Here is a 24,527-nt window from a genome sequence, read left to right as displayed (position 1 = left end):
TGTCAGCAAAGCCCATTCCAATACCCATTACTCACCAATCCACTTTTGCTGTTAGTCGTCCTATATAGATTTGCAGGCTAACATGCTTAGCAACTGTTTCGGATGAGAATTGGGCAGTCATCCTGCCTCACTAAAGAGTGAGCAGCAGGACCTAAGAAAACACGGCATGGGTGACCAAGAGTTAAAACCGTCTGAGAGTGGCGGAGAACAAGGGCAGAAGCCCGCCGGTAAGGTGAACGGCAAGCCCCAGCCGCGCGAGTATCACATCCGAATTGCGCGCGATGGGACATGGTTTCATCAGGGCCGTCCGATGCGCCGCATGAAGCTGGTGAAGCTGTTTTCTACCGTGTTGAAGCGCCTTGAGGATGGCCAGTACTGGCTTGAAACACCGGCTGAACGTGGCGTGGTTGAGGTTGAGGATGCCCCGTTCCTCGCTGTTGAGGTGTCGGTCACCGGCAGCGGTGCCGATCAGGAGCTAACCTTCCGCACCAATCTGGACCAAGAGGTCACGGCTGGCACCGATTACCCGATCACCGTGGCCGCCAGCCCAGTGACGGGCGAGCCAACACCTTACATCGCCATGGATCGTGGGTTGTCCGCCCTGATTAATCGCGCGGTCTATTATCAGCTGGCTGAGATTGGCGAGATGCGAGAGGTCGATGGCAAGACACTGCTCGGCGTGATGAGCAGTGGTGAGTTCTATGCCCTCGGTGAGGTTGATGCCCTAGCGGGTGAGGGTTAGTCGCGACCGCCATGGATTTATCAACTCTCGACCACCACAACCTCCGCCGCATCTTTGCCGATTATCAGCCGAGACCATTGGCCGAACATGCCGAGGGGCCGGTGCTAAAACCGGCGGGTGTTTTGGTGCCGCTAGTCAACCGGTCTGAGGGGTGGACCGTGATCCTAACCCAGCGGACCAGCGATCTAACCCACCATGCTGGACAGATCAGTTTTCCTGGTGGTCGTGTTGATGCCGATGATGCCTCCCCCCTCGCCGCCGCGTTGCGAGAGGCGGAGGAGGAGATCGCGCTGCAGCCCAGCCGGGTTGAAACGATTGGTGAGCTTGATCAGTACCGCACCATCACCCGCTACCGGATCACACCGGTGATTGGCCTGATTGAAGATCCAGGGCCGTTAAAGGCCGATCCCAGCGAGGTTGCCGAAATCTTTGAGGTGCCACTGCCCTTCTTCCTGGATGCGGCGAATTTTGAGCGCCATGACCGGGTTGTGGATGGTAGGCACCGCGCCTTCTATGCTGTCCCCTATGACGGTCGTTTTATTTGGGGGGCCACCGCCGCAATGCTAAGAAACCTATGCACGGTGGTCGGCAGCGCATCCTGACGCCCAAGCGATGGGCAGGCGCTGGCAGGTGAGAGAGTAACCGGTAATGATTAGATTTCTATTGGCCCTCGGTTTTGCTGTCAGCGCGATAACGCTGCTCGGCCCCAACCCAGCCTCGGCACAGCAACTACCACCGCCGCCGACCTATCAGGCGCAGCAATTCCAGTTTGATTGCCAGCAGGGTTCAGGCCCGGGCCGTGATCGCTGCATGAACTATCTGGGTGGCATCATCGACATGCAGCGCCATGCCGTGCGGATGGGCCAGACCCCCCCGTTGTTCTGCCCGCCATTATTCGTCAGTGCCGATCAGGCCCGCATGGCTTACCTCGAGTGGGGGCAGGCTAACCCGTTCATGATTGTCGGTCCGCCGATCATCTCAATCGTTCAGGCGTTTGAGCAGATGTATCAGTGCCAAAACTAATCCGACGGATTACGGCGCGTGCCCTCTGACCCCCTACCAAATGATCGCCTGCTAACCGAGCCGCTTACCGGGTCTATTGATCTGCCGGGCTGGGCAACTGCTGGGCATGTTATTGCCGTCTTTGATGCCTTTGCGGCGGCAGGGGCTGAGGCACGGTTTGTCGGCGGCTGCGTCCGCGACGCCGTGCTGGGCCAGGAACCCAGCGATATCGATCTGGCAACGGCGGTTGAACCCGAAGGCGTTATCAAGTTGCTTGAGGCCGCCGGGCTGAAGGCTATCCCAACCGGAATTGAGCATGGGACCATAACCGCCCTGGCCCAGAAAGAGCAGGGCGGCGGCACGGTCGAGATCACGACCCTCCGCCGTGATGTCAGTACCGATGGCCGCCATGCCGAGGTCGCGTTCAGCCAATCTTGGCGGGAGGATGCGGCGCGGCGCGACTTCACAATTAATGCCCTGAACGCCACCCGTGACGGCGTTTTAGAGGATTGGACCAATGGTCAGGCCGACCTTAAGGCGGGTCGTGTCCGGTTCATTGGTGAGGCCAGCCAGCGAATTGCCGAGGATCATTTGCGCATCCTTAGGTTCTTCCGGTTCCACGGTCGGTTTGCTGCCGGTGCCCCCGATGTTGCCGCGATGGAAGCCTGCATCGGCCAGGCCGCATTAATCGAACACTTGTCGGGGGAGCGGATCCGGGAAGAGCTATTCCGCATTCTGGGCCAGGCATCGGGGGCGAGCCTGATCGCCCTGATGGCCGGTACCGGTATTCTAAAGCATGCCCTGCCAGTTGAGTTGTCGGCGGAATGCCTCGCGGCGGCCGATGGGCATGATGCATTCCCAGTCACCGATGCCGTGTTGTGCCTTGGTATTTCATTGCCTGGGGATGAGGGTGTTCGTGATCAGGTGGCGGATCACCTGAAGCTTTCCAATGCCGATCGCCGCCGCTTGACCATCATGCTCCGCGATATGCCGGATAATCTTGAGTTGGCGATGCACCGTTTGGGTGTTCAGGCCGTGACGGATCGTGCCTGGCTGGATTTCGCCACTGGTCGCAGCCCAAGTAGTGACCTTGATGGTGTCCTGGCAGCAGCAAGTACGTGGCAGCCGGTTGAACTGCCCGTGAATGGGCAGGACCTTCAAGCGCTGGGACTGGCACCCGGGCCGAAGCTAGGTGAAGTGCTGAAGGCCCTGGAAATGTGGTGGTTTGATGCGGGGCGGGCGCCGGGCCGAGAGGCCACGCTTGTGCAAGCCAAGCATCTGATCGGTCAGATCGACTAGTTACTTTACGGTTCTCGCTTTGCTGCTCTGCACAATTGCGGCACTATGCGGCTGCGGCACTTATTTCGCCGTGTCGATTAGGGGAACATCGAGACAAATGATCGGACTTGTTGTTGTCACCCACGGCCGTATGGCCGCTGAGATGATTGCCGCGATGGAGCATGTGGTCGGCCCCCAGGAGGCGGTGCGTGCCATCTCAATCGGCGCCGATGATGATATGGAGCAGCGGCGCCAGGACATTATCGAGGCCGCCTCGGATGTGGATACCGGCGACGGGGTTATTGTCTGCACCGATATGTTCGGCGGCACGCCCTCGAATCTAGCCATCTCAATTATGGATGTTGGGGCCAGAACCGGCGCCAAGGTTGAGGTGATCGCCGGGGTGAATTTGCCCATGTTGGTCAAGCTGGCCAGTGTCCGAACCACCGAGACATTGCCGAAAGCCGTGGCCGCCGCCTGCGACTCTGCCCGTAAATACATCAGCGTGGCGTCCAGCCTCTTGCAGGACGCCACTTGATTTTTGGGGCCTGGTGACGCTTGTTCCCGTCACCATGACCGACAAAATCTCAAAAACCGTCACCATCTGTAATCAGCGTGGCCTGCATGCCCGCGCCTCAGCCAAATTCGTCAAACTGGCGGAAACCTTTGATGCTGAGGTGACCGTGACCAAGGCCGGTACCGAAGTGTCGGGCAAATCCATCATGGGCTTGCTGGTTCTGGCAGCCGGGCCGGGGACCGAAATTGAGATTGCTGGCGAGGGTGCGAAAGCAGGGGCCGCCGTTGATGCCCTTATTAACCTGGTGACAAGCCGATTTGGCGAGGATGAATAGACGTTCTTTGCCGTAAAACCTGCCCCAGGACTGCCCTGCAGCGCCCGGGTCTCGGCCATGCGGCAATTCACCTTTGCTTGCCCTTTGCCGTCGCCCTATTTATAGCCCCACCTATCCGCACCGTCACCTCTACCGTTTCGGATGCGGAATACGAATTTAGTGATCGCCTTTTGAGGGCGCCCCATTAACCGAGCCTCACATAGGAAGCACCATGTCAGCACCCGCCATGCAAGCCGACTTCACCGATTACAAAGTTAAAGATATCGGTCTCGCCGATTTCGGTCGTCGTGAGATCGCCATCGCCGAAACCGAGATGCCTGGCCTTATGGCTGTGCGCGAAGAGTTCGGCGCTGAGCAGCCACTCAAAGGTGCCCGCATCACCGGCTGCCTGCACATGACCATTCAGACCGCCGTGCTGATCGAAACCCTGGCTGCCCTGGGCGCTGAGATCCGCTGGTCCTCCTGTAACATCTTCTCAACCCAAGACCACGCCGCCGCTGCTATCGCCGCTGCTGGCATCCCGGTCTTTGCCTGGAAGGGTATGGATGAGGAAGAATACTGGTGGGCGGTTGAGCAAACCATCGCTGGTCCAGATGGCTGGCGTCCAAACCTGCTGCTTGATGATGGCGGTGACCTCACCAAGCTGATGCACGACAAATACCCACAGCTGCTCGACGACGTGCTGGGCGTTTCCGAGGAAACCACCACCGGCGTGCACCGCCTTTATGAGATGGCCAAGGCTGGCCAGCTGCGCGTGCCTGCGATTAACGTCAATGACAGCGTGACCAAGTCGAAATTCGACAACCTTTATGGCTGCCGTGAGAGCCTGGTTGACGGTATCCGCCGTGCCACCGACGTGATGATGGCCGGTAAGGTCGCCGTCGTCGCCGGTTTCGGTGATGTTGGTAAGGGCTCCGCCGACAGCCTGCGTCAGGCCGGTGCCCGCGTGATGGTCACTGAGATCGACCCGATCTGCGCCCTGCAAGCTGCCATGGAAGGCTATGAGGTCGTGACCATGGAAGAGGCGGCACCTAAGGCCGACATCTTCGTCACCGCCACCGGTAACAAGGACATCATCACCCTCGACCACATGCGGGAGATGAAGGACCGGGCGATCGTTTGTAACATCGGCCACTTCGATAACGAGATTCAGGTTGAGAGCCTGAACAACCTCGTTTGGGAAGAGGTAAAGCCACAGGTTGATGAGGTTGTCTTCCCCGATGGCAAGCGCATGATCCTCCTGGCCCAAGGCCGCCTCGTGAACCTGGGCTGCGCCACTGGCCACCCAAGCTTCGTGATGAGTGCGTCCTTCACCAACCAGGTGCTCGCCCAGATCGAGCTTTGGCAGAACCACGACCAGTATGAGCGTCAGGTCTATGTCCTGCCGAAGAAGCTGGACGAGAAGGTCGCCATGCTGCACCTCGACAAAATTGGCGCCAAGCTGACCAAGCTCAGCCAAGAGCAAGCCGAGTATCTAGGCGTCGCCGAAAACGGCCCCTACAAGCCAGAGCACTATCGCTACTAAGGGACACAGTCCCTTCGGTTTCAGAAAAGGCCCCGCCGAAAGGTTGGGGCCTTTTTCTATGCCGCGCCTGGCACGCCCTTGGTTGTCGAGTACTCAAAGTGCAGCGCTTGGCCCGGGAATACCTTGGCGTAGGCGTTATGGGCGGCGGTGGCGGCTTCGCCGAAGCCGTTGACGATCAGCTTTAGTTTGCCCGGATAGGTCGCGACATCGCCGACGGCGAAGATGCCGGGTTTTGAGGTCTCGCCCGTGCTGGGGGCGATGGTGATCTGGCTCTTCTCAAACGCGATGCCCCAGTCTTTGAGCGGGCCTAGATCGGTGGCGAGGCCGAAGAAGGGGAGTAAGGTATCCGCCTCAATCACCTTCTCATCCCCATCCATGGATTTCAGGATCACCTGGTTCAGATTAGTACCGTCGCCATCCAGCGCGTGCAGTTGATAGGGGATGACCAGGTCGAGCTTATCAGCCTCGGCCAGGGCGCGCATTTTGGCGACATTGTCGGGGATGGCGCGGAACTTATCCCGGCGATGGATCACGGTGACCCGCTTAGCAATCTCATGCAGGGAAAGGGCCCAATCAACCGCGCTATCGCCGCCACCGGCGATGACGATGCGCTTGCCCTTGAGATCATCCCGGCGACGCACGGCGTAGAACACCGCGCTTCCTTCATAATCCTCAATCCCCGCAAGCGGTGGCCGGTTGGGACCAAAGGCACCGGCGCCGGCGGCGATGATGATCGCTTTCGTCTCAATCACCGTGTCTTTGGCCGTGGTGATGCGATAGCCGCCCTCGATCTCCTCCAGCCCCGTCACCGATTGGTTCAGGTGATAGTTGGGGTTAAAGGGTGCGGCCTGCTGCTCCAGCTGTTCAATCAGATCGGCGGCGGCCACCTCGGGGAAGCCCGCCACGTCATAGATTGGCTTCTCAGGGTATAGGGCTGTGCATTGACCCCCGATTTCGGGCAGGGCGTCCACCACTTCAATCTTCATGCCCAGCATGCCGCATTGGAAAATGGCGTAAAGGCCGACCGGGCCAGCACCAATAATGGTTACATCGGTTGTTTGGATAGGGGTCGCATTCATGGCGGTTTCGTCCTATGGCTGGGCGCCGGAATAGAGCAGTGGAGAAAGCACAGCGACCATGGCGGAGGCAACCTTAACCCTCGCGGATGAGCAGGCGACGGCCCAGTTTGGTGCCGCCCTCGCGACCGCCTGCCAAGGTGGCGACATCATCCTGCTCGACGGACCGTTGGGGGCGGGGAAGACCACGCTGGCTCGTGCCATGGTGCAAGCGCTGTTGGGATCGGATGAAAACGTGCCGAGCCCGACCTTCACCCTAGTTCAGCAATATGCCCTGCCCAAGGGTGGGGAACTCTACCATTACGACCTTTATCGGTTGGAAGATCCCAGTGAGTTGATTGAGCTGGGATGGGAGGCTGTGGGCGGCCCGGATGTTACCGCCCTGGTGGAATGGCCATCGCGTTTGGGCGCCATGCCACCCGGTAATGTGCTGCATTTGCAGATCGCGCCGGGCAGTTCTGCCGATCAACGTTCGGTTCAGTTGCACGGGCACGGCGACTGGGGTAACCGAATACGGGACTTGATTGCTGGGCTTTGACAGCTAACACTATGTCGCTGACCAGTTTATCGACACGCATTCTTAAGGGCCCCCCGGTTGGACAACGATCAGGCCACGTCTGATACCGCCGCTGACACCACAGCGGCCGATGACCGCTCGGCATTAGCTGAGGCGTTTGTCGACAAGTACGGGTGGAGCGAAGCCGAGCGTGAGCTGCTTCCCGCCAGCGCGTCTGAAAAAGCAATCATTCGCCTAACCGATAGCGGCGTTGATCCCGAATCCCAGGCCATTTTTGTTGATTGGTTGACCCCGGGTCCGGTGGTCAATCGTTTCATCCGCATTCAAGAGCTGCTGCATAATGTCGGCATCTCCGCGCCAGAGATCATGGCTCGCGACCTCGACCATGGCTTCATGCTGGTTGAGGATTTTGGCAATGAGACTTTCAGCAGCCTGATCGATGGCGGTGCCGAGGCGAAGCCATTGCTGACCCGTGCAACCAAACTTCTGATTGCTCTGCATAAGCGGTTTGAAGCGCCAATGGGCACCGGCTTGCGCGTGTTCGACGCCGCTACCTTTGCCGATCAGGCCGCCCTGTTCCTCGATACCTATATGCGCGGTGCTGACCTGCTACCTGAAGACCCAATGGAACTTCAGGAGATGGTGGAGCTGTTCATCCAGGTTTGGGAGGCCGTCCTCGGCCCCGCTTGTGAGATGCCGCAAAGCCTTATCTTGCGTGACTACATCCTCGACAACCTCATGTTGCTTGAGGTGACCGAGGAAGGCGTCGACATCAACGATACCTCCGCATTCCAACGGGTTGGCGTCCTGGATTTCCAGGATGGCGGCATGGGCCCCGGTATCTATGACCTGGTATCCCTGCTTGAGGATGTGCGCCGCGATTTGGCGCCTGAGGTGACCCAGGCTATGCGCCAGGGCTACCTTAAGATCTTCCCCGACTTGGATCGTGAGCAGTTTCAAACCGCCTATAACGTGCTGAAAGCTCAGCGCATGGTCCGCGTTCTTGGCGTCTTCGCTGAGATGGCGGTGGAAGAGGGCGATGACAGCTATATGAAGTATGTGCCGCGTTGTTGGCGCCTGCTTGAAGAAGCGTTTGAGGCCGAGCCAGAGCTGGACGGTGTCCGTGCCTGGTTTGAGCGTAATGTCCCGGCCGAGTTCCGGGCCGATCTGGTCACTTAAATTAACCTAAAGCAGCAGCGATCATGACCGCAGCCACCCAACCCGTTGCCGACACTCTCGACACCGCAACGGAGTCTGGCAGCGCGCCGGCATCATCCGCATCAACTCATGTCCGGCCCCATACCGCGATGATCATGGCGGCCGGCCGTGGTGAGCGGATGCGTCATCTAACCGATGATACGCCCAAGCCCATGTTGCAGGTCGCCGACCGTCCCCTAATCGATTGGGTGATCGACCGCCTGCAAGCCTTTGGCATTGAGCGGGTGGTGGTTAATGCCAGCTATCTAGGTGAGCAGATTATCGACCACCTGGATAACCGGGATGAGGCAGAGTTCATTACCGTTGCGGAGCCAGAGCGGTTAGAGACCGGCGGCGGGGTCTACAATGCCCGCGAGCATCTGGGCGACGATCCGTTCTTTGTCATCAACGCCGATACCCTCTGGCTCGATGGGCCTAGCCCGTTGCTTGAGCGTATGGCCGAGCTTTGGGTGCCTGGGGAGATGGATGCCCTGCTTATGGTGCAGCCAACGGTTCGTGTCTTTGGCGATTATGAGGGGCGCGGCGATTTTGAGATGGCGCCCGATGGCCGCCTAATCCGCCGTCAAGATTGGAACATTGCCCCCTTTGTTTACGGCGGGGTGCAATTGGTGTCCCCCTCTCTGATCACCGATCCACCGGCTGAATCTTTCTCCTTCAACCGGTTCTGGGACCGGGCAATTGAAGATGAGCGGTTGTTCGGCATGTCTCATGATGGCGTCTGGTTCCATGTCGGCACGCCAGAGGGGCTGGACCTCGCTGATGAGCAGCTGGCGCCAGAGCGCGCACGGTGGCTTGACCCCCTCCATATGGTTTAGGGCCAGCGATGGCGCCGACTGACGACCCCGAGGTAATAGATCCCTGGGCCGCCTGGCCGCGTGGGGTTTTCACCCTGCCGCCGACCATGCCAATGCTTGAAACCATTGCGCATGGTATCTGGCAGCGCTGTCAGGCCGAGCCGATGAGCCTGGCCCAGATCACCATTATGCTGCCCACTCGCCGGGCCTGCCGCGCCATGCGTGCCGCCTTCCTAGAGCTGGCCGCCGATGGTGATGAGGGGGAAGAGGCCGCACTCCTCCTTCCTATCCTGCGCCCCATCGGTGATGTTGATGAGGATGAGTTGGTCCTGACCGGCGATGATCCGGGGCTGGAGCCACTGCCGCCGGCGATTGGCGCGTTGAACCGTCAGATGCGCCTGGCCCGTGCGATCCTGGCGAAGCCAAGCGACGAACCAATCGCGCCCGAGCTTGCGGCCGATTTGGCGGCGGAGCTTGCCCGCCTGCTCGATCAGTTGGATACCGAGGGGATCGAGCTTGATGCCTTTCACGGCCTGGTCCCCGATGACTATGCCGAGCACTGGCAAGAGACCCTGACCTTTCTCGATATTCTAGGCCAGCATTGGCCCGGTATTCTTGAACAGTTGGGGGCGATTAACCCGGCGCATTATCGCGATCTGTGGTTGCGCCGTGCGGCGGCAAGGCTGGTTCGTGAGGCACCAAAAGAACCAGTTCTGATTGTTGGCTCCACCGGGTCGATCCCCGCCACCATGGCCCTAATGCATGCGGTTTGCGCGTTGGACCACGGTGCCGTCATCCTGCCCGGCCTGGATCAGTCTTTGAGCCCGGCCGATATGCCGGACTTGCCAGAGAGCCATCCACAGCATCAGTTGTTGCGGGCGGCGCTATCACTCAAGCCAGAAGCACGGGATTTGGTTGAGGATGTGCCGCTTTGGCCCAAACCACATCCTGAAGCGGCCATGCCGCCCTTGGTGGTACGGCAACGCGATGGACTGATCCGCGCATTGACCCAGGGCATGTTGGATGAGGCCGAGCCTGCGGCCGTGGAGGGGATCACACCGGTTGATTGCACGGGCCCTGAGCATGAGGCGACGGTCGCGGCGTTGGCCATGCGGGAGGTCTTAGATAACGACGCACTTGTCGGGCCACAGACCGTCATGCTGGTGACGCCGGACCGTGACCTCGCCCGTCGGGTCGCCAGTATTCTGGGCCGCTTCGGTATTACGGTGAACGATAGTGGTGGTCAGCCACTGGGCGAGACACCGGTTGGCAACTGGCTGCGGATGACCGCAACCTTGATGGCGGGTGACCTCCGCCCGCGCGATCTTCTGGCCACCTTCAAACACCCCTTTGCGGCCCTTGGCCGGTCAACGGCCCAGTGCCGGGAGAGTATTCGCCTGCTGGAGCGTTTGGCCCTACGCGGCCCGACACCAGGGGCTGGGGTTGAAGGACTGCATGGGGCGATTGAGGCGGCAGCCAGCGATCCACGCCGCCAGGCAACGCCCGGCATGATTAAACTGTGCCAGGGCTTCGTTAATGATCTGGCAGATGCTCTGCCGGTGTTTGAGGATGCGCGAAGCCCGCTGGCCAGCCTGGTTCAGGCCCATATCAAGCTCGCCGAAGCTTTGGCCGCAACGCCAGACACGGAAGGTTCAGAGCGCCTTTGGTGTGATGAGGCAGGGGAGCAGGCGGCGGCCTTCCTCACTGATTTGATGGGTGCCAGCGATGGCTTCCCACCCTTGGCGCCGTCTGCCTATGCCGCCTTCCTGGCGACCCTGATGGAAGGTCAGGTTGTGCGCCCACGTCAGCAGGCACATCCGAGGCTAACAATCCTAGGCTTGCTCGAGGCACGTCTGGTTCGCGCGGACCGGGTAATCCTGGCCGGTTTGAATGAGGGGACCTGGCCGCCGGAGCCAACCGCCGATCCGTGGTTATCGCGGCCCATGCGGCGTCAGCTTGGCTTGCCAACCCCAGAGCGGCGGTTGGGGCAACAGGCCCATGATTTCGCCCAGGCTTTAGGTGCTGATGAGGTGTTCCTGCTCAGGGCTATCCGTCAGGGCGGCGCACCAACAATCCCAGCGCGTTGGCTACAGTATCTCGACGTCTTGATGACCCGTTGGTCGGGTCTTGAGGGGGCAGAGGCAAAGCCGCTTGAGACCATGAAGGACCGGGCCAAGCGCTATCACGACTGGGCGTTGGCGCTTGATCGCCCTGACCCGGATCAGGTGCAGCCAATCGCGCCACCTGAGCCCAGACCGGCCGCGGCACAGCGACCGACCGATTTGCGGGTGACTGATGTTAGCCTGCTGATGCGGAACCCTTACGGTTTTTATGCCCGCAATATCTTGGGTCTTAACGCCCTCGATGATTTGGAACTACCGCCCGGCGCCTCTGATCGCGGTAAGCTGATCCACGATGCGCTGAACCTCTACATCAAACAGCATGGCAAGGCGATTGAGGCTGATGCCTTGGATCGTCTGTTGGAAATTGGGGAGGGGTTGTTTGCCCCGTTGGCTGGGCAGCCGGAAATCCACAGCTTCTGGTGGTCGCGGTTTGAGCGCATCGCCGCCTGGTTTGTCGATTATGAGCAAGAGCGCCGGGCCCAGGGTTGGGCGCCTTTGGCGACTGAACTGGCCGGTAAGGTGACAATCAAGGGCGAGCGCAGCGAAACCAGCCTGCGTGGCCGCGCTGACCGTTTTGATGCCCATGCCGATGCCCTATCGGTCATCGATTACAAAACCGGCGGTGTACCGGATCGAAATCAAGTCTATCTGGGGATTGAGCCACAGCTGGCGCTGGAGGCTGTCATGGCCCGCGATGGTGGGTTTGAGGGCGTCGCGGCTGCCGCCCAGTCGCGGCTTGAGTACTGGCAGTTAAACGGGTTGGGCGCTGGCGGTAAGCTTAATGATTATGACGGTGATGATGCCCAGGCACTGGTGGATTATGCGGCGGCTGGCATCGTTGCCCTGATGGATGCGTTTGCCGATCCGGCGCGCCCCTATCTGGCCGTGCCCAGGCCCAAGCTGGCGCCCCGTTTTGATGATTATCGCCACCTATCCCGCGTTGATGAGTGGGCGCCGGGCCTGCTGGAGGATCGGTAGGCCATGGCCCCTGACACGCCTCTTGCCGCCATTCAAAGTGCGGATGTTCAGCAGCGCCGCGCCGCCGATCCTGGCGCTAGCGTCTGGGTCAATGCCTCGGCCGGGACCGGCAAGACCAAGGTCCTGACCGACAGGGTTTTGCGCCTGCTCCTTGATGGGGTGGCGCCGACGAAGATCCTCTGCGTTACCTTCACCAAGGCCGGTGCAGCTGAGATGGCCATCCGCTTACAGCAGCGGCTCGGCGAATGGGCCGTCGCTGATGAGGCAAAGCTGGACCAGAGCCTCGCCGACCTGCTCGGTCTCGATGGGCCACCGGAACAGATGTACCGCTTGCGGGCACGCGGCCTGTTCTCCAAGGTTTTGGAAGCGCCGGGCGGTTTGCAGATCCAGACCATCCACTCATTCTGTACGGGCCTCTTGCGCCGCTTCCCGGTGGAGGCAGGGGTTAGCCCACGGTTCCGCCTGATTGAAGATGCGGCGGCTGAGGCCGCGCTGGCCCAGGCGCGGCAGCGAGTGTTAGCCGGTACCAGTAACCCGCCAGAGGTTGCGGCCGCGCTTGAGTTCCTAACCGGTCGGCAGAATGCGGATCAGTTCGCCGACACCATCGGTGCCCTGATCGATGAACGGGGCCGCTTTGCCCGTGAGCTGCGCCGTCTGGGCAGTGATATCGATGCCCTGCTGGGTGAGGTGCATCGGGCCATGGGTGTTGACCGAAGCAGGTCCCCAGAGACGTATCGCCAAGACATTCTGGATGATCCGCGCCGTGATCTGGTGGCGTTGCGGGCCGCAACCGCGGACCTCTCGGTTGATGCGGGTGGTACGGGTAAGCAGCCGCGTAAAACAGCTATCAAAATGGCCGATGCGATGGCGGCCTTCCTGGCGGCTGAAGGCACAGCCCGGGAGCCGCATCTTGATGCCTATCTTGGCTGTTTCTTCACCAAGGCTGGTGAGCCATGTTCTGAAAAGACGCTGTGCCTTAAGGGGCATGAGGCCCATCATGAGGCCCTGAAGGCGGAGCAAGCACGGCTGGTCCAACTGGTCGATGCTTGGAAGTCGGCCAAGCTGGCCGAGGCTAGTTGCCACCTCCTAATCGTCGGGCACGCCATCCTCGCTGCCTATGCCTCGATTAAGCAACGGCTGGGCTATCTCGACTTCAACGACTTGATCTTGACTAGCCGTGACCTGCTACAGGCCGACGGTAAAGCCGCATGGGTTCTCTACAAGCTGGATCAGGGGATCGATCACCTACTGATTGATGAGGCGCAGGACACGAACCCAGAGCAGTGGGATATTGTTCGTGCCATTGCTGAGGAGTTCTTCGCCGGGTTGGGCGCCGCCGATATTGCGACACGCAGCCTGTTCGTGGTGGGCGATGACAAGCAGTCGATCTTCAGCTTTCAGCGCGCTAGCCCTGAAACCTTCAAGCGCATGCGAGCCTATTTTGAGGAGCAGATCAAGGCGGCGGAGCAGCGCTGGGATGCCATTGGCCTTAACCAGTCTTTCAGAACCTCGGCACCGGTTCTTCAGCTGGTTGATGCTGTCTTTGCCCAGGGGCACGCAAGAACCGGCGTGGTTGCAGACGGGCAGTTGGTAGAGCACCGATCATCCCGGCAGGGCCATGCTGGCAAAGTTTGGTTGTGGCCGTTGGAGCCTGCCTTTGCCGAGGGGGAGGATGATGGCAAGGTCGATGGGCCACAGCCCTGGGCCCTACCGCCGATGGAGCCGGTTGAGACCCGCTCTGCCAAGACGCGGTTGGCTGACCGGATCGCGGATCAGATTGCCGAATGGCTGCGTGATAAGGCCGAGCTGGAGCCGTATGGCCGCGCGGTTCGACCGGGCGATGTCATGATCCTGGTCCGTTCCAGGGCCAGCTTCCCACCCGCCATCATGGTGCGGGCACTGCAGGCAAGGGGCGTTCCCGTGGCCGGTGCCGACCGGATGGTGCTGCCAGACCAGCTGGCGGTTAGCGATCTCCTTGCCTTCGCAGAGTTCCTGCTGTTGCCTGAAGATGATTTGACACTGGCCTGCGTCCTCAAATCTCCGCTGATCGGCCTTGATGATGAACAGCTTGCGACACTCGCAATCGGTCGCGGTGATGACACGCTGCGGCAGGTTCTGCGCGGCCGTTCCGATGCGCCTTTCGCCCAGGTGGCCGCATACCTCGAGCGGTGGCTAGCCCGGGTTGATTTCATTAGCCCCTATCAGCTGTTCGCCGGTCTGCTGGCCGAGAACTGTCCCGCCAAGCCAGAGGCAACGGGCCGCCGTGCCATGCTCTCCCGCCTCGGCCTCGACGCGGCTGAACCGCTAGATGAATTCCTTGATCGCTGCCTATCCTTTGAGCGTGAGCGTCCCGGCAGCTTGCAGTACTTCCTGGACTGGCTGTTAACCAGCGCACCTGAGATTAAGCGGGATCAGGAAGCCGCCGCTGATGAGGTGCGAATCATGACGGTCCACGGCTCCAAGGGTTTGCAGGCACCCATCGTTATCCTGCCGGACACGGCACAATCCGCCCGCAACGATGCGTCCAAACCGCTTTGGCCAATTGAGATTGCTGAGGCTGGGCCACCGCTATGGGCCCCATCATCAGCGGAGCTGGTTGGTGCGGCCCGGGATCGCCGGGTTGCAGCGGGGCAGCGACGGGAGGAGGAGGCAAACCGCCTACTCTATGTGGCAATGACCCGAGCGGCTGACTGGCTTTTGGTCTGTGGCTACGGTCAGCGCAACGCGCCACCAGCCAATTGTTGGTACCGGTTGATTGAGGCTGGGCTTGATCAGTTGGCGGAGCATGAGACGGTTTCCAAAACGCTGATGTCCGGGGTTGAGGCCAAAACCTACTTCTCCCAGCAGGATCGACCGGCAAAGCCAGATCGCCGCCGGGAAGCAATCTCTGCCCATAAAGAGCCGCTGCCGAGCTGGGCTGTCAGTGCCGTGGTCACCGAGCGGGATCAGGATATTGCCCTAACCCCATCCGGCCCCGGTGCTGATGAGGTTGGGTCGGCGGCGGCCTCACCACTGGCTGAGATTGGGACCAGCGCCGCCCTGGTTCGTGGGCGTTTGGTTCACACCCTGTTGCAATGGCTGCCCGACGCGCCAGAAGCGGTAAGGCGTCGCCGGCTCGCTGCCTATCTGGCCCAGCCGCATCATGGGTTGGAGCTTGCCGCGCAGGAAGAGCTGGCGGGCGAGGTAATGAACATCCTCGATGATCCGGCCTTCAGTCCGCTATTCGGTCCAGGAAGCGTCGCTGAGGTGTCGGTAACCGGGCGTGTTCGATCGGCGGAGGGGGAGTTGGTCACGATTAACGGTCAGATTGATCGGCTGATCGCCTTGCCCGACCGGATCATCATTGTTGATTACAAAACCAACCGCCCGCCGCCCAAGCTGGTTGATCAGGTTCCCGCTACCTATCTGCGCCAATTGGCGTTTTATAGCGATCTAGTTGGGCGGATCTCCGGCGGTAAGCCGGTAGAATCAGCCCTCCTGTGGACGGTTGAACCGCGTCTTATGCCGATTGATCAGACGGCACTCGCCCCCTATCTTCCTGGTAAGTCAAAGGGTTAGCTTGAAGCCTCTTGCATGGGGGTTGAATGCCGCCCATCTTTAGCGGTGAGCAATGGGTTGGCAGGAGGCTTGACCCAGAATGTACCGGGTGGCTACGGTCTAGCCCAAGGAGCGACAGCGCTGAATGAAGGCGCCGCGGTCAGGCTCTCAGAGCTGAGACCGGACCCCACACAAACAGTCACCTTTAAACCGAAAAACAGAGCAAAGCGGAGGCAAGCATGGCCGACGAGGAAAGCGTGACCGCAAGCGTCACCGATGACAGTTTTGACAGTGATGTGCTGCAATCATCCGAGCCTGTGCTCGTTGATTTCTGGGCCGAATGGTGCGGCCCTTGTAAGCAGATCGCACCAATCCTTGAAGATTTAGCCCAGGAGATGGGTGGCAAGCTTCGGGTTGCTAAGGTCAATATCGATGAAAACCCAATGATCCCAACCAAATACGGTGTGCGGGGCATTCCAACCCTCATGCTGTTTAAGGATGGTCAGGTTGCAGGCACCAAGATTGGTGCGATGCCAAAGACCGACCTGGTCAGCTGGGTCGAAGGCACCCTCTAAAGCTTCAACGCCCCGTCTGGGCGTCAGAATTGAAACGAGATATCGATGACAGGCGCCGCTTTATTGCGGCGCCTGTTTCGTTTTGGGTCATTACTTGCGTAATCAGGCTGTTGATTTGTCAGTATATTCCTGACGCTTTCGTCAAGGTTGGGTAAGTTTAGGTACCGCTATGAACTAGCAGCGTTTGGACGCATCCAGCCCGCGCTACCCCCGCGATTGGTTCTCTCCCTCGAACCAACCTGCTGAAGATTGGCACTTAGTTTTGATGCCCGAATTCCGTGAGGGAGTTGCCCTATGGCGCGCCGCCGCCGCCGTTTTGTTCCACCGAAGAATGATCCGCCCCTTGGGTTGGATTGGATTGAGTACCGCTATGTGAAGCGGGCTCGGCGGGACTATGACGAGATTAAGGGCAAGTTCACCAAGATCCGCCGCGACTTCATCACCGATATTGCCGAGAGCGAAGGCCCGAAGCTGGCCGCACTTGGCATCACCGCGAAAGAGATCGCGGGCATGCGTGAGGGCATCGTGCCTGAAGGCTTTGCCGTTCATCACATCAAGCCATTGGACTCCACCGGCGGCACCAATGACCGCGATAACCTGGTCCTGCTGCCACAAACCCCCTATCACGACGCGATCCACGCTTACCTGGCGCCCCAGCTTGGCAGCCTAAAGGTTAGTCGCGGTCGTACGGTCAAGCTGCCTGTGGTTAAGGGCCCTGTATTCGTACCACCAGCCAACGATTTGGCTGCCTTTGCCGCTGCCCGCCGCGATGCTTGGCAAGACCGGCGCGGCGATGATCTACCTCGTGTGGCAGCGCCGAAAACGGCACCCCGGACTGATCTTGGGGGGCTTGCGCCATGAGCCAGAACAGCAAGAACCAAGCCTTCAAGATGCCAGAGGAAGATCCACCCTTTGGCCTAAACCACAGCGTCTATCCTTATCAGCATCGTGGCCGTAAGGAGCTGAACAGAGTGCGGCGCGAGGCGCGCCAGGCAGATGCGGAATTCCTCGCCCATTTGGCAGAGACGAGACCTGGTCAGCTTAAGCGCAATGGCATTACCGATGACGAAATCGCCGCCATGGCCGAGGGCGATGCGCCGGTCGGTTTTGCGATCCGTCGGGTTATTCCGCTAACTGACAAGAAGGGCACGAACGAGTTCAGCAATATGGTGCTGATCCCGAAGCAACCTTTCGGTGCCAAGGTTGGTCAGTATCTCCACCAACAGATCGACACTGTTAAGCCGAGCCGACAGCGCACCATTAAGCTACCGCTGCTTAAAGGTCCGATCTTCCGCATACCTAAGCGCAGTATTGAAGCGGTTACCGAAACCCGCCTGCGTCTTGAGGCTGAGCATCAGGCGGAGGCTGACCGTCGTATCCAGATCCGGGAAGAAAAACGGATTGCTCGAAAGGCTAAAGAGGAGCAGCGGCGGGCTGAAAAGCTTCAGCGCGAAGAGGTTCAAGAAGAAGCTCGGCAAGCCAAGCTGCGCGCTGACGCGCTTCAGGACGCTCTCAAAGAACGGGCAGAACTCTTGCTGGAACTGGGCGCGTTAGAACAGCGCGGTAAGTACGTCCAGGCGACAGATTTCCAACATCTGCCAGAGTTGGCTGCGTTAGCTGGTCATGAGTTCCCAGAAATTTTGGTGCCGGGAGATCATGATTATCATGACGGCCGCTCCTGGGACCTGGACGCTATTCGCGAAGCGATCAAGTTTGAGAGCGCTTACCCAACCATGGAGCGCCGCCGCAAAGGTGGCAAAGGGCGGAAGAAGAGCCAAGAGCCTAAGAACCGGATTATCTACGCCTCCGGTCCGGCATCCGATAACTACGGCATGCCGATCGCTGAGATTGCCTACACCCGCCGGGTTAAGACTTTCAAACAGGTCGATGGCGAGAAGGTTGATGTGCTGCGCTACGAGGGTTTGTTGGCCAAGCGTAAGTTCCTTCGCAAGCTCGTCGAAGAGCATGGCGATGAGATCAAAGAGGCTTATCAGCTCACCGATTGTGAAGTTGAAGGGATGCGCCAGGGCTTCTCACCCGAGGGGCTATCAGTGCACCACAAGCATCCGTTGGGCGGTGCCGGTGACCCGCGCGTGGCAGCCCGGGCCAATGATTTCGATAACTTCATCCTGATCCCAAATCAGCCCTATCACCTGGCAATCCACCAGCATCTGGACCCACAGATCGAGCGGTTGAAGCCGAACGAGACGGCCATCGTGCGGGTTTTGATGCCTGAGGGCTCTTGGTTTAAGCCGACCATGCCGTATCAGCGCAGTGGCCCGCCGAAGTGTCAGGACGATCCCGTTATCGATCCAACAACACCGCCATCAAACGCCAGGCAAGGGCGGGTTGATCCGGGTGTCAGTCCCGGCTAACTAGCCGTATCGATGCACCCAAACCCACGCGGCTAAGCCATGTCTGAGCTCTCGCATCATCGCGATGATGATCCCACCATCCCCCAATTGCTGGAGCGGATTGCCCAGTTTGCCGTGGTCCAACCACCGGCGGCCGATGATGAGGTTGCAGCGGCAAATCAGGCCCTGGATGGTATTGGCAAATTCGCCCTCCCAGAAGACTTTGCGATGTTTCTGGGGTTGGCTAACGGCCTGAACTGGAACGGTATTCAGCTGTTTGGCACCGAAGATGTGCCACGTCCCCATCGCAACTACACGGTGCCGTCACTGGTCACGGCAAACCAAACCCCAGGTCGCGGTGTGGATGGGCCAAATCAACTGGTCATCGGCACCACCGGTGAGGAAACGCTGGTGATTGAACGACAGCCAGATGGCAGCTTTGTCTATCAGGAGTGTGAGCGCTTGGATGGTGAGCTTTATCGCTCCGCTGCCACACTTCGGCGCATGCTGACCCGCATGATCAAAGAGCGCATGGGCTAGGCGCTCTAAGCCCGATTTACCCTCAAAAATTAACCAATTTGCCGGGGCGGTTTTAACCCGCTTGGCACGCTGTTTGCGACATTCCCGTCACAGACCGGTTTCGGCATTCAACCGTCGGCAAAAGATTCCGCGCTCACCATGGTGGTGGGGCGGGCCACTTGCCCAGAACGGCGCCGAAAACGGGAGTTTTAGGAGTGTTTGCCATGCGTCGGATGATTGGCGGTCTTTTAGTCACCAGCTTGCTTGCCCTGGGTGCCATGGCGCATCTTGCCGAGCGGCAGGAACAGCTTGTGGGTGATTTGGCCCGTGACTGGCGTGCCAACCCGCATATTGCGGCCCTGACCACAGAGGCAAAATTAAAGAACCTGATCGCGGCGGTTGAACGTCGTGGTGCCGGCGTGAACGCTCCGGTCCGGGTTCATCAGACCATGATGCATGCCTCCCTCGACAGCCTTCTGGCACAGAATGCCCTGAATGAAGAGGCGGTGCTGAAAGATGCCTTCACCAAGGTGTTTGGCGCCCGCGCCACCCTCGACGGTTTGCAGCGTCTGCTGACCACCCTTGATCCTGATATTCGCCTGTTGAGCGAAGGTGACCGTGGCACTGCAAGCAGCATTGCCACCCGTCTGGACCGTTTTGTGCCGCTGATGCACGCCCTGGTTGCCGATAGCCGTGAGCATGTTGAAACCGGACAGCGTCAGATCTTGGATGCCCAAGCCCAGAACCAATTTCTGATGCTCTCTGCCCTTAGCATTAGTGTTTTGGCGCAGATCGCGCTTGGTCTGATGCTGCTTTGGCATCTGCCGCAATGGTTCGGTATTCGCCAGGCAATCTGGGCCCAGCCAGCTCGTGATGGCGATGACCGATATGCGAAGCGTCGGGCCGCTATGCATCGCAAGATGGCCGATGCTATCCACCCTGATCTTGGCCTAGAGGTTGCGCCAGAGAAGGCGCCTACCACCCCAGCCTTGCCAATGGTTGCCAAGGGCACCGCGGCAGGTATGGAGCGGATCCGTGAGGTGGTTGCTGATGTCTTTGATCAAAACAAGCCAGCGCCAAGCCCTGAGGAAGAATGGGCCGACGCCATTGGTGATATGCCGGGTTCTTCTGACACCGGCGGCACCCCGACCGTTGCAAAGACCCCACGCCGTCCGATGGCTCCAGCTCCGGCCCTGCCACGGTTGAGTGCAGCAATCCAGCGTGAGATCACCGATCTGCTGCCACTGCTCGACACCGCCATGATTGAGGCTGCTGGTGCCCTGTCACAGCGCGGTATCGTCAGCGCAATCTATGTCGATCCAAGTGTGCCGAGTTCCCTGGATCTTGATCCCAATGCTCTCCGCATCATCCTGCGCCAGCTTCTGGGTAACGCGTTCAAGTTCACCACATGCGGCGGCGTTGTGCTCACCGTTGATCTTGCCTTTGAAGGGATTGTCCGTGAGTTGCGCATCACTGTCCTGGATACCGGTATCGGCATCGCCGCCGAGGATCGTGAGCTGATCTTCCACGATCAGGTTCAGGTGCAACCGGGCCGCGCCTCCATGGCCGTGCCGTTTGATGCAACCCAACGCGGTGTTGGCCGCGGTCTTGCCGACGCCCGCGATCTGGCCCAATCCATGGGCGGCGATATCCGCGCCTATAGCCAACCGGGTCTGGGTAGCCGCTTTACTGTCACCTTGCCGCTGGCAAGCCCGGGCGCGCCAGTTGCCGCCGCTGATGAACTTGAGGGTCGCGCCTATCTGATCGTTGATCAGAGCCCGGTTCGTGGTCAGGTTCTGGCCGACCAACTTCGTGCCCTTGGCGCCGATGTGGTCCTCGCCGATCATGAGATGGCGGCCATGGATGCTGTGAACAACAACAGCCCTGCCAACAAGGCTGGCCGCGACTTTAGCTTTGATATGGCGATAATCGCCTCCGGCCCACATCCGGGCCGCGCCTTCTCACTGGCCCAACGCCTTCGTGAGGGTCGGAATGCACCGCGTCGTATCGCGCTAGCCCAGAACCTGGGTAGTGCCCTGGACCCGCTGGCTGGTGAGGTTGCAGACCATGTGATGACCCTGCCCATGACCGCCGATGATCTATTCTCGGTCCTGCGCCTGCGGGTGATTGACCCGGTTGAGGGTGATGACAGCCTGCGCCTGACTGAGGCGCGCATTGCCGATCTGATGAACCAGGTAACCGGTTTGGATGCCGCCTCGGCCCTGACCTCCGCCGCGTCAGTTGCCGTGGTACTTGAGACTAACCCAGCCGATCGTCAGCACCTCTCCAGCCTGATGCAGAGCCATGGCTGGCAGGTTAGCGCCTTCGCTTCGATGGAGAAGATGATGGAGCGTCTGGACGCCTCCGCCGATCTTCTGCTGATTGGCATTGGCAATGATGAGGAAGATCAGCGCCAGGCGCTTGCCATCCTGCAAGCACTTGATGAACGCGCAGGTCACCCGCCGGTCATCGGCCTGGTTGAGCGTGACATGAGCCCACTAGCCCGTGACTTCCTTACCGCCGCTGGTTTTGACGCCCTGCTTGAAAAGCCGGTGTCACACAAAGCCATGACCCGCGCGATCATGGGCCTTGCTAGCAACCAAATGGAAGATGCTACCGCTGGCGCTGGTGCCGCGACGGTGCTCAACAACGGGTCAGCTTAAGCAAATCAAGTCAGCCCTTGAGGCTTTTGCTCGCGACTTCAAACACGTCTGGCGATAGATCGGGCTGGTCCAACAGTCTGGTCAATTCGCCAGACATCATTTCCCGCCTTGTTGGTTCATAGCGACGCCATTGCCGCATCGGCGATAGCAGCCGCGCCGCCGTTTGCGGGTTAATGGCATTCAGCTCAATCACCACATCGATCAGCAGTTTGTAGCCACTGCCATCGGCCGCATGGAAATGCAGCGGGTTACCGGCGGCAAAGGCACCGATTAGGGAGCGCAGACGATTTGGGTTCTTCAGGTTGAAGTCCGGATGATCCATCAGGGTGCGAACCCGGTTCAGCGTATCCGGATGGGTAGAGCGGCCCTGGATCATGAACCACTTATCAACCACCAGCTGATCATGGCGCCAGGTTTGGTGGAAATCGGCAAGGGCGGCATCAGCCTCTGGGCCGCCGCTATCCACTAGCAGCGACAGGGCTGATAAACGGTCCGTCATGTTATCGGCCAGCTGATACTGTCGCTTGGCCAAGGCAATGCCGTGACCATCGGGGAGGCCAAATAGATAGTTCAGGGCAATGTTGCGCAGTTTGCGGCGCCCAATCTGCGCCATATGCGGGCGCGGCGTGGCATCGGCGCTAAGCCGGTCATAGAGCGAGTACCACTGGCTCTCAAATGACTCTGCCAGGGCGGTGCGCAGGTGCTCCCGCACCTCGTGGATGCGGCTTGGCTCAATCTCCTCAACCAGCTGCGCTAGGTATCCCTCCGATGGCAGGGTCAGCAGCATGGCGCTGAAGCGGTGCGCCGCCTCGGGTGCTGCGAGGTTGGCTTTGAACAGGTCGATCACCGCGCCTTCATTGGCGGCGGTCGGTTCGGTCCCATGGGTGATTTGGCGCAGCATGACACGGCTGGCCAAGGTCTGCCCGGCCTCCCACCGGTTGAACGGGTCCACATCACTACTGCCCAGCAAGGTCAGTTGGGCATCATCGACCGGCAAATCGACACGGACCGGCGCTGAGAAGCCGCGGAAGAGGGACGGCACCGGCGGCACTGGCACATCGGTGAAGGTAAAGCTCTGGCTGGCTTCGGTCAGCGTCAGCACACGCTCTGTCGCGCCACTGTGGACGTTGTCTTCTTCGTCACCGTCCACCCGCAACGGCATGTCAAAGCCATTGGGGGCGACCAGACCCATGCGGACAGGTATCTGCAGCGGCTCACGCGGCGCGTTGACTGGCGTCTCGGGCACGGATTGCTCAAACGTCAGGGTGTAGCGCTGCGCCTTCTCATCATACTCGCCGCGCGCCTTTACCTCTGGTGTGCCAGCCTGGTGGTACCAGCGGCGGAACTGGGTGAGGTCGGTCTCGCTCGCATCCTCAATGGCCGCGATGAAATCTTCGCAGGTCACCGCCTGGCCATCATGCCGCTCGAAGTACAGATCGGTACCCTTGCGGAAGGCTGCTGGCCCAACCAGGGTGTGCAGCATACGGATGACCTCCGCACCCTTCTCATACACCGTGGCGGTGTAGAAGTTGTTTATCTCAATATAGCTGGCGGGCTGGATCGGATGGGCGAGGGGGCCCGCATCCTCTGGGAACTGTGCCGCGCGGAGGCCCTGCACATCGCTGATCCGCTTTACGGCCGGGTCGCCTTGATCAGCGGAGAATTGCTGATCACGGAAGACGGTGAAGCCTTCCTTCAGGGTGAGCTGAAACCAATCCCGACAGGTGACGCGGTTGCCGCTCCAATTGTGGAAGTACTCATGGGCGATAACGCTTTCCACGCCCTCATAATCCGCATCGGTGGCGGTCTCAGCGCTGGCTAGCACGTACTTCGTGTTGAAGATGTTCAGGCCCTTATTCTCCATGGCCCCCATGTTGAAGTCGCCAACCGCCACGATGTTGAACACGTCCAAATCGTATTCACGGCCATAGGCTTCTTCATCCCAGCGCATGGAGTTTTTCAGCGCTTCCATAGCGTGGGCGGTCTTATCCTCATTGCCTGGCTCGACATAGATACCAAGGCGGATATCCCGACCAGACTGGGTCGTAAACCGATCCGAAATCTCAACCAAGTTCCCGGCAACCAGGGCAAACAGATAGCTGGGCTTCGGGTGCGGATCATCCCAAATGGCGTAATGCCGGGCGGCATCGGCGCTGCCCTCTTCAATCAGATTGCCGTTGCCTAGTAGGACCGGACAGGTGTCACGGTCCGCTTCAATCCGAGTTGTGAAACGGGTCAGAACATCCGGGCGGTCGAGGAAATAGGTAATCCGCCGAAAGCCCTCGGCCTCGCATTGGGTGCAGAAATTGCCAGAGGACTGGTACAGGCCTTCAAGCCTGGTGTTGTCCTGGGGCTTGGTGCGGGTCAGGATTTCTAGGGTGATCTGATCGGCCACGTTCTCAAGCCGCAGCGCGCTATCACTCAGCTTGTAATCCTCAGGGTCCAGAAGCTCCCCATCGCGCTTAACCCATAGGAGGTCAAGCTCCTCACCATCCAGTCGCAGCGTGTTGGGCTGATCGGCGGCCATTGGGTTCCGCTTCAGCACCATCTTATTGGTGATCAGCGCATGGTCGTCATAGAGCTTAAAGTCGAGATCGACCCGCTCAATGATGAAGGCCGGCGGCGCGTAGTCCTTCAGATAAATCGGCTGTGGTGGTGCGGGTGTGGTGGCAAGGCGTTCGGCGGCCATAAACCAGATCCCTCGAGGCGAATGGATGTCGAGGCGTCACCATAGCCGCGTTTTGCGGCATAGCCCATAGGGCGCTAGCGTAAAAG

General features: G+C 59.8%; 19 protein-coding genes. 17 read left to right on the top strand and 2 right to left on the bottom strand.

Translation table 11 applies throughout. The annotated features are described in order from the left end of the window. Nucleotides 1-166 precede the first annotated feature (166 nt). The 7 genes from KI792_11230 (at nt 167) to ahcY (ending at nt 5,398) form a co-directional block, all read left to right on the top strand. The gene (locus KI792_11230; protein ID MBV6633588.1) at nt 167-742 is read left to right on the top strand and encodes a DUF1285 domain-containing protein; all 576 of its coding nucleotides are present in this window, start codon (nt 167-169) and stop codon (nt 740-742) included. 11 nt (nt 743-753) lie between these two features. Beyond that, nucleotides 754-1,344 carry a CoA pyrophosphatase gene (locus tag KI792_11225; GenBank protein MBV6633587.1) on the top strand — a complete coding sequence of 197 codons (591 nt, stop codon included), beginning with the start codon at nt 754-756 and terminating at the stop codon, nt 1,342-1,344. A 46-nt stretch (nt 1,345-1,390) separates the two neighbouring features. Then, nucleotides 1,391-1,765, top strand: coding sequence for a hypothetical protein (locus KI792_11220; GenBank protein MBV6633586.1), 375 nt, complete (start codon nt 1,391-1,393; stop codon nt 1,763-1,765). An 18-nt stretch (nt 1,766-1,783) separates the two neighbouring features. Further along, nucleotides 1,784-3,043 carry a CCA tRNA nucleotidyltransferase gene (locus KI792_11215; GenBank protein ID MBV6633585.1) on the top strand — a complete coding sequence of 420 codons (1,260 nt, stop codon included), beginning with the start codon at nt 1,784-1,786 and terminating at the stop codon, nt 3,041-3,043. A gap of 97 nt (nt 3,044-3,140) precedes the next feature. Next, on the top strand, nt 3,141-3,560 hold the full coding sequence (locus KI792_11210; GenBank protein MBV6633584.1) for a PTS sugar transporter subunit IIA: 420 nt from the start codon (nt 3,141-3,143) through the stop codon (nt 3,558-3,560). A gap of 34 nt (nt 3,561-3,594) precedes the next feature. Next, nucleotides 3,595-3,873, top strand: coding sequence for an HPr family phosphocarrier protein (locus tag KI792_11205; GenBank protein MBV6633583.1), 279 nt, complete (start codon nt 3,595-3,597; stop codon nt 3,871-3,873). Between the two features lie 226 nt (nt 3,874-4,099). Then, a complete protein-coding gene (gene ahcY, locus KI792_11200; protein MBV6633582.1) occupies nt 4,100-5,398 on the top strand; it encodes an adenosylhomocysteinase in 1,299 nt (432 codons plus the stop codon). A gap of 56 nt (nt 5,399-5,454) precedes the next feature. Here ahcY and KI792_11195 read toward each other — a convergent pair whose 3' ends face one another. Beyond that, a complete protein-coding gene (locus KI792_11195) occupies nt 5,455-6,477 on the bottom strand; it encodes an NAD(P)/FAD-dependent oxidoreductase (GenBank protein ID MBV6633581.1) in 1,023 nt (340 codons plus the stop codon). A 58-nt stretch (nt 6,478-6,535) separates the two neighbouring features. On the opposite strand from KI792_11195, the gene tsaE reads away from it, so the two are divergent. From tsaE to KI792_11145, 10 genes are all read left to right on the top strand, one after another. Next, nucleotides 6,536-7,012 (top strand): tRNA (adenosine(37)-N6)-threonylcarbamoyltransferase complex ATPase subunit type 1 TsaE, encoded by a 477-nt coding sequence (gene tsaE, locus KI792_11190; GenBank protein MBV6633580.1) that lies wholly within the window; start codon nt 6,536-6,538, stop codon nt 7,010-7,012. A gap of 57 nt (nt 7,013-7,069) precedes the next feature. Next, entirely contained in the window at nt 7,070-8,170 is a 1,101-nt protein-coding gene (locus tag KI792_11185; protein MBV6633579.1) for a phosphotransferase, read from the top strand. A gap of 128 nt (nt 8,171-8,298) precedes the next feature. Then, the gene (locus tag KI792_11180) at nt 8,299-9,024 is read left to right on the top strand and encodes a nucleotidyltransferase family protein (GenBank protein MBV6633578.1); all 726 of its coding nucleotides are present in this window, start codon (nt 8,299-8,301) and stop codon (nt 9,022-9,024) included. A gap of 8 nt (nt 9,025-9,032) precedes the next feature. Then, entirely contained in the window at nt 9,033-12,104 is a 3,072-nt protein-coding gene (gene addB / locus KI792_11175; GenBank protein MBV6633577.1) for a double-strand break repair protein AddB, read from the top strand. A 3-nt stretch (nt 12,105-12,107) separates the two neighbouring features. Then, on the top strand, nt 12,108-15,662 hold the full coding sequence (gene addA, locus KI792_11170) for a double-strand break repair helicase AddA (GenBank protein ID MBV6633576.1): 3,555 nt from the start codon (nt 12,108-12,110) through the stop codon (nt 15,660-15,662). 218 nt (nt 15,663-15,880) lie between these two features. Continuing rightward, on the top strand, nt 15,881-16,216 hold the full coding sequence (trxA, locus tag KI792_11165; protein ID MBV6633575.1) for a thioredoxin TrxA: 336 nt from the start codon (nt 15,881-15,883) through the stop codon (nt 16,214-16,216). A 294-nt stretch (nt 16,217-16,510) separates the two neighbouring features. After that, complete coding sequence (locus tag KI792_11160; GenBank protein ID MBV6633574.1) at nt 16,511-17,077, top strand: HNH endonuclease; 567 nt, start codon at nt 16,511-16,513, stop codon at nt 17,075-17,077. Continuing rightward, nucleotides 17,074-18,591, top strand: a complete 1,518-nt coding sequence (locus tag KI792_11155) for a hypothetical protein (protein MBV6633573.1) — start codon at nt 17,074-17,076, stop codon at nt 18,589-18,591. The genes KI792_11160 and KI792_11155 overlap by 4 nt, the downstream gene beginning before the upstream one ends. Before the next feature lie 39 nt (nt 18,592-18,630). Further along, nucleotides 18,631-19,110 (top strand): YrhA family protein, encoded by a 480-nt coding sequence (locus tag KI792_11150; GenBank protein MBV6633572.1) that lies wholly within the window; start codon nt 18,631-18,633, stop codon nt 19,108-19,110. 203 nt (nt 19,111-19,313) lie between these two features. Next, nucleotides 19,314-21,752: a hypothetical protein gene (locus KI792_11145; GenBank protein ID MBV6633571.1), complete on the top strand. Its 2,439-nt coding sequence runs from the start codon at nt 19,314-19,316 to the stop codon at nt 21,750-21,752. A gap of 10 nt (nt 21,753-21,762) precedes the next feature. On the opposite strand, the gene pepN is transcribed toward KI792_11145, so the two are convergent. Next, nucleotides 21,763-24,441, bottom strand: a complete 2,679-nt coding sequence (gene pepN, locus KI792_11140) for an aminopeptidase N (GenBank protein ID MBV6633570.1) — start codon at nt 24,439-24,441, stop codon at nt 21,763-21,765. Nucleotides 24,442-24,527: the final 86 nt, after the last annotated feature.

The organism is Alphaproteobacteria bacterium SS10 (assembly GCA_019192455.1).
Lineage (GTDB): Bacteria > Pseudomonadota > Alphaproteobacteria > TMED2 > TMED2 > TMED2.
Note: the sequence above shows the minus strand (reverse complement) of the source record. Positions and strands in the feature narration are given on the sequence as shown.

Bases quoted from the DNA above. Each gene is read 5' to 3' on its own strand.
- KI792_11230 (MBV6633588.1), top strand. From the start codon at position 167: ATGGGTGACCAAGAGTTAAAACCGTCTGAGAGTGGCGGAGAACAAGGG.
- KI792_11225 (MBV6633587.1), top strand. From the start codon at position 754: ATGGATTTATCAACTCTCGACCACCACAACCTCCGCCGCATCTTTGCC.
- KI792_11220 (MBV6633586.1), top strand. From the start codon at position 1,391: ATGATTAGATTTCTATTGGCCCTCGGTTTTGCTGTCAGCGCGATAACG.
- KI792_11210 (MBV6633584.1), top strand. From the start codon at position 3,141: ATGATCGGACTTGTTGTTGTCACCCACGGCCGTATGGCCGCTGAGATG.
- KI792_11205 (MBV6633583.1), top strand. From the start codon at position 3,595: ATGACCGACAAAATCTCAAAAACCGTCACCATCTGTAATCAGCGTGGC.
- ahcY (MBV6633582.1), top strand. From the start codon at position 4,100: ATGCAAGCCGACTTCACCGATTACAAAGTTAAAGATATCGGTCTCGCC.
- KI792_11195 (MBV6633581.1), bottom strand. From the start codon at position 6,477: ATGAATGCGACCCCTATCCAAACAACCGATGTAACCATTATTGGTGCT.
- tsaE (MBV6633580.1), top strand. From the start codon at position 6,536: ATGGCGGAGGCAACCTTAACCCTCGCGGATGAGCAGGCGACGGCCCAG.
- KI792_11180 (MBV6633578.1), top strand. From the start codon at position 8,299: ATGATCATGGCGGCCGGCCGTGGTGAGCGGATGCGTCATCTAACCGAT.
- addB (MBV6633577.1), top strand. From the start codon at position 9,033: ATGGCGCCGACTGACGACCCCGAGGTAATAGATCCCTGGGCCGCCTGG.
- addA (MBV6633576.1), top strand. From the start codon at position 12,108: ATGGCCCCTGACACGCCTCTTGCCGCCATTCAAAGTGCGGATGTTCAG.
- trxA (MBV6633575.1), top strand. From the start codon at position 15,881: ATGGCCGACGAGGAAAGCGTGACCGCAAGCGTCACCGATGACAGTTTT.
- KI792_11160 (MBV6633574.1), top strand. From the start codon at position 16,511: ATGGCGCGCCGCCGCCGCCGTTTTGTTCCACCGAAGAATGATCCGCCC.
- KI792_11155 (MBV6633573.1), top strand. From the start codon at position 17,074: ATGAGCCAGAACAGCAAGAACCAAGCCTTCAAGATGCCAGAGGAAGAT.
- KI792_11150 (MBV6633572.1), top strand. From the start codon at position 18,631: ATGTCTGAGCTCTCGCATCATCGCGATGATGATCCCACCATCCCCCAA.
- KI792_11145 (MBV6633571.1), top strand. From the start codon at position 19,314: ATGCGTCGGATGATTGGCGGTCTTTTAGTCACCAGCTTGCTTGCCCTG.
- pepN (MBV6633570.1), bottom strand. From the start codon at position 24,441: ATGGCCGCCGAACGCCTTGCCACCACACCCGCACCACCACAGCCGATT.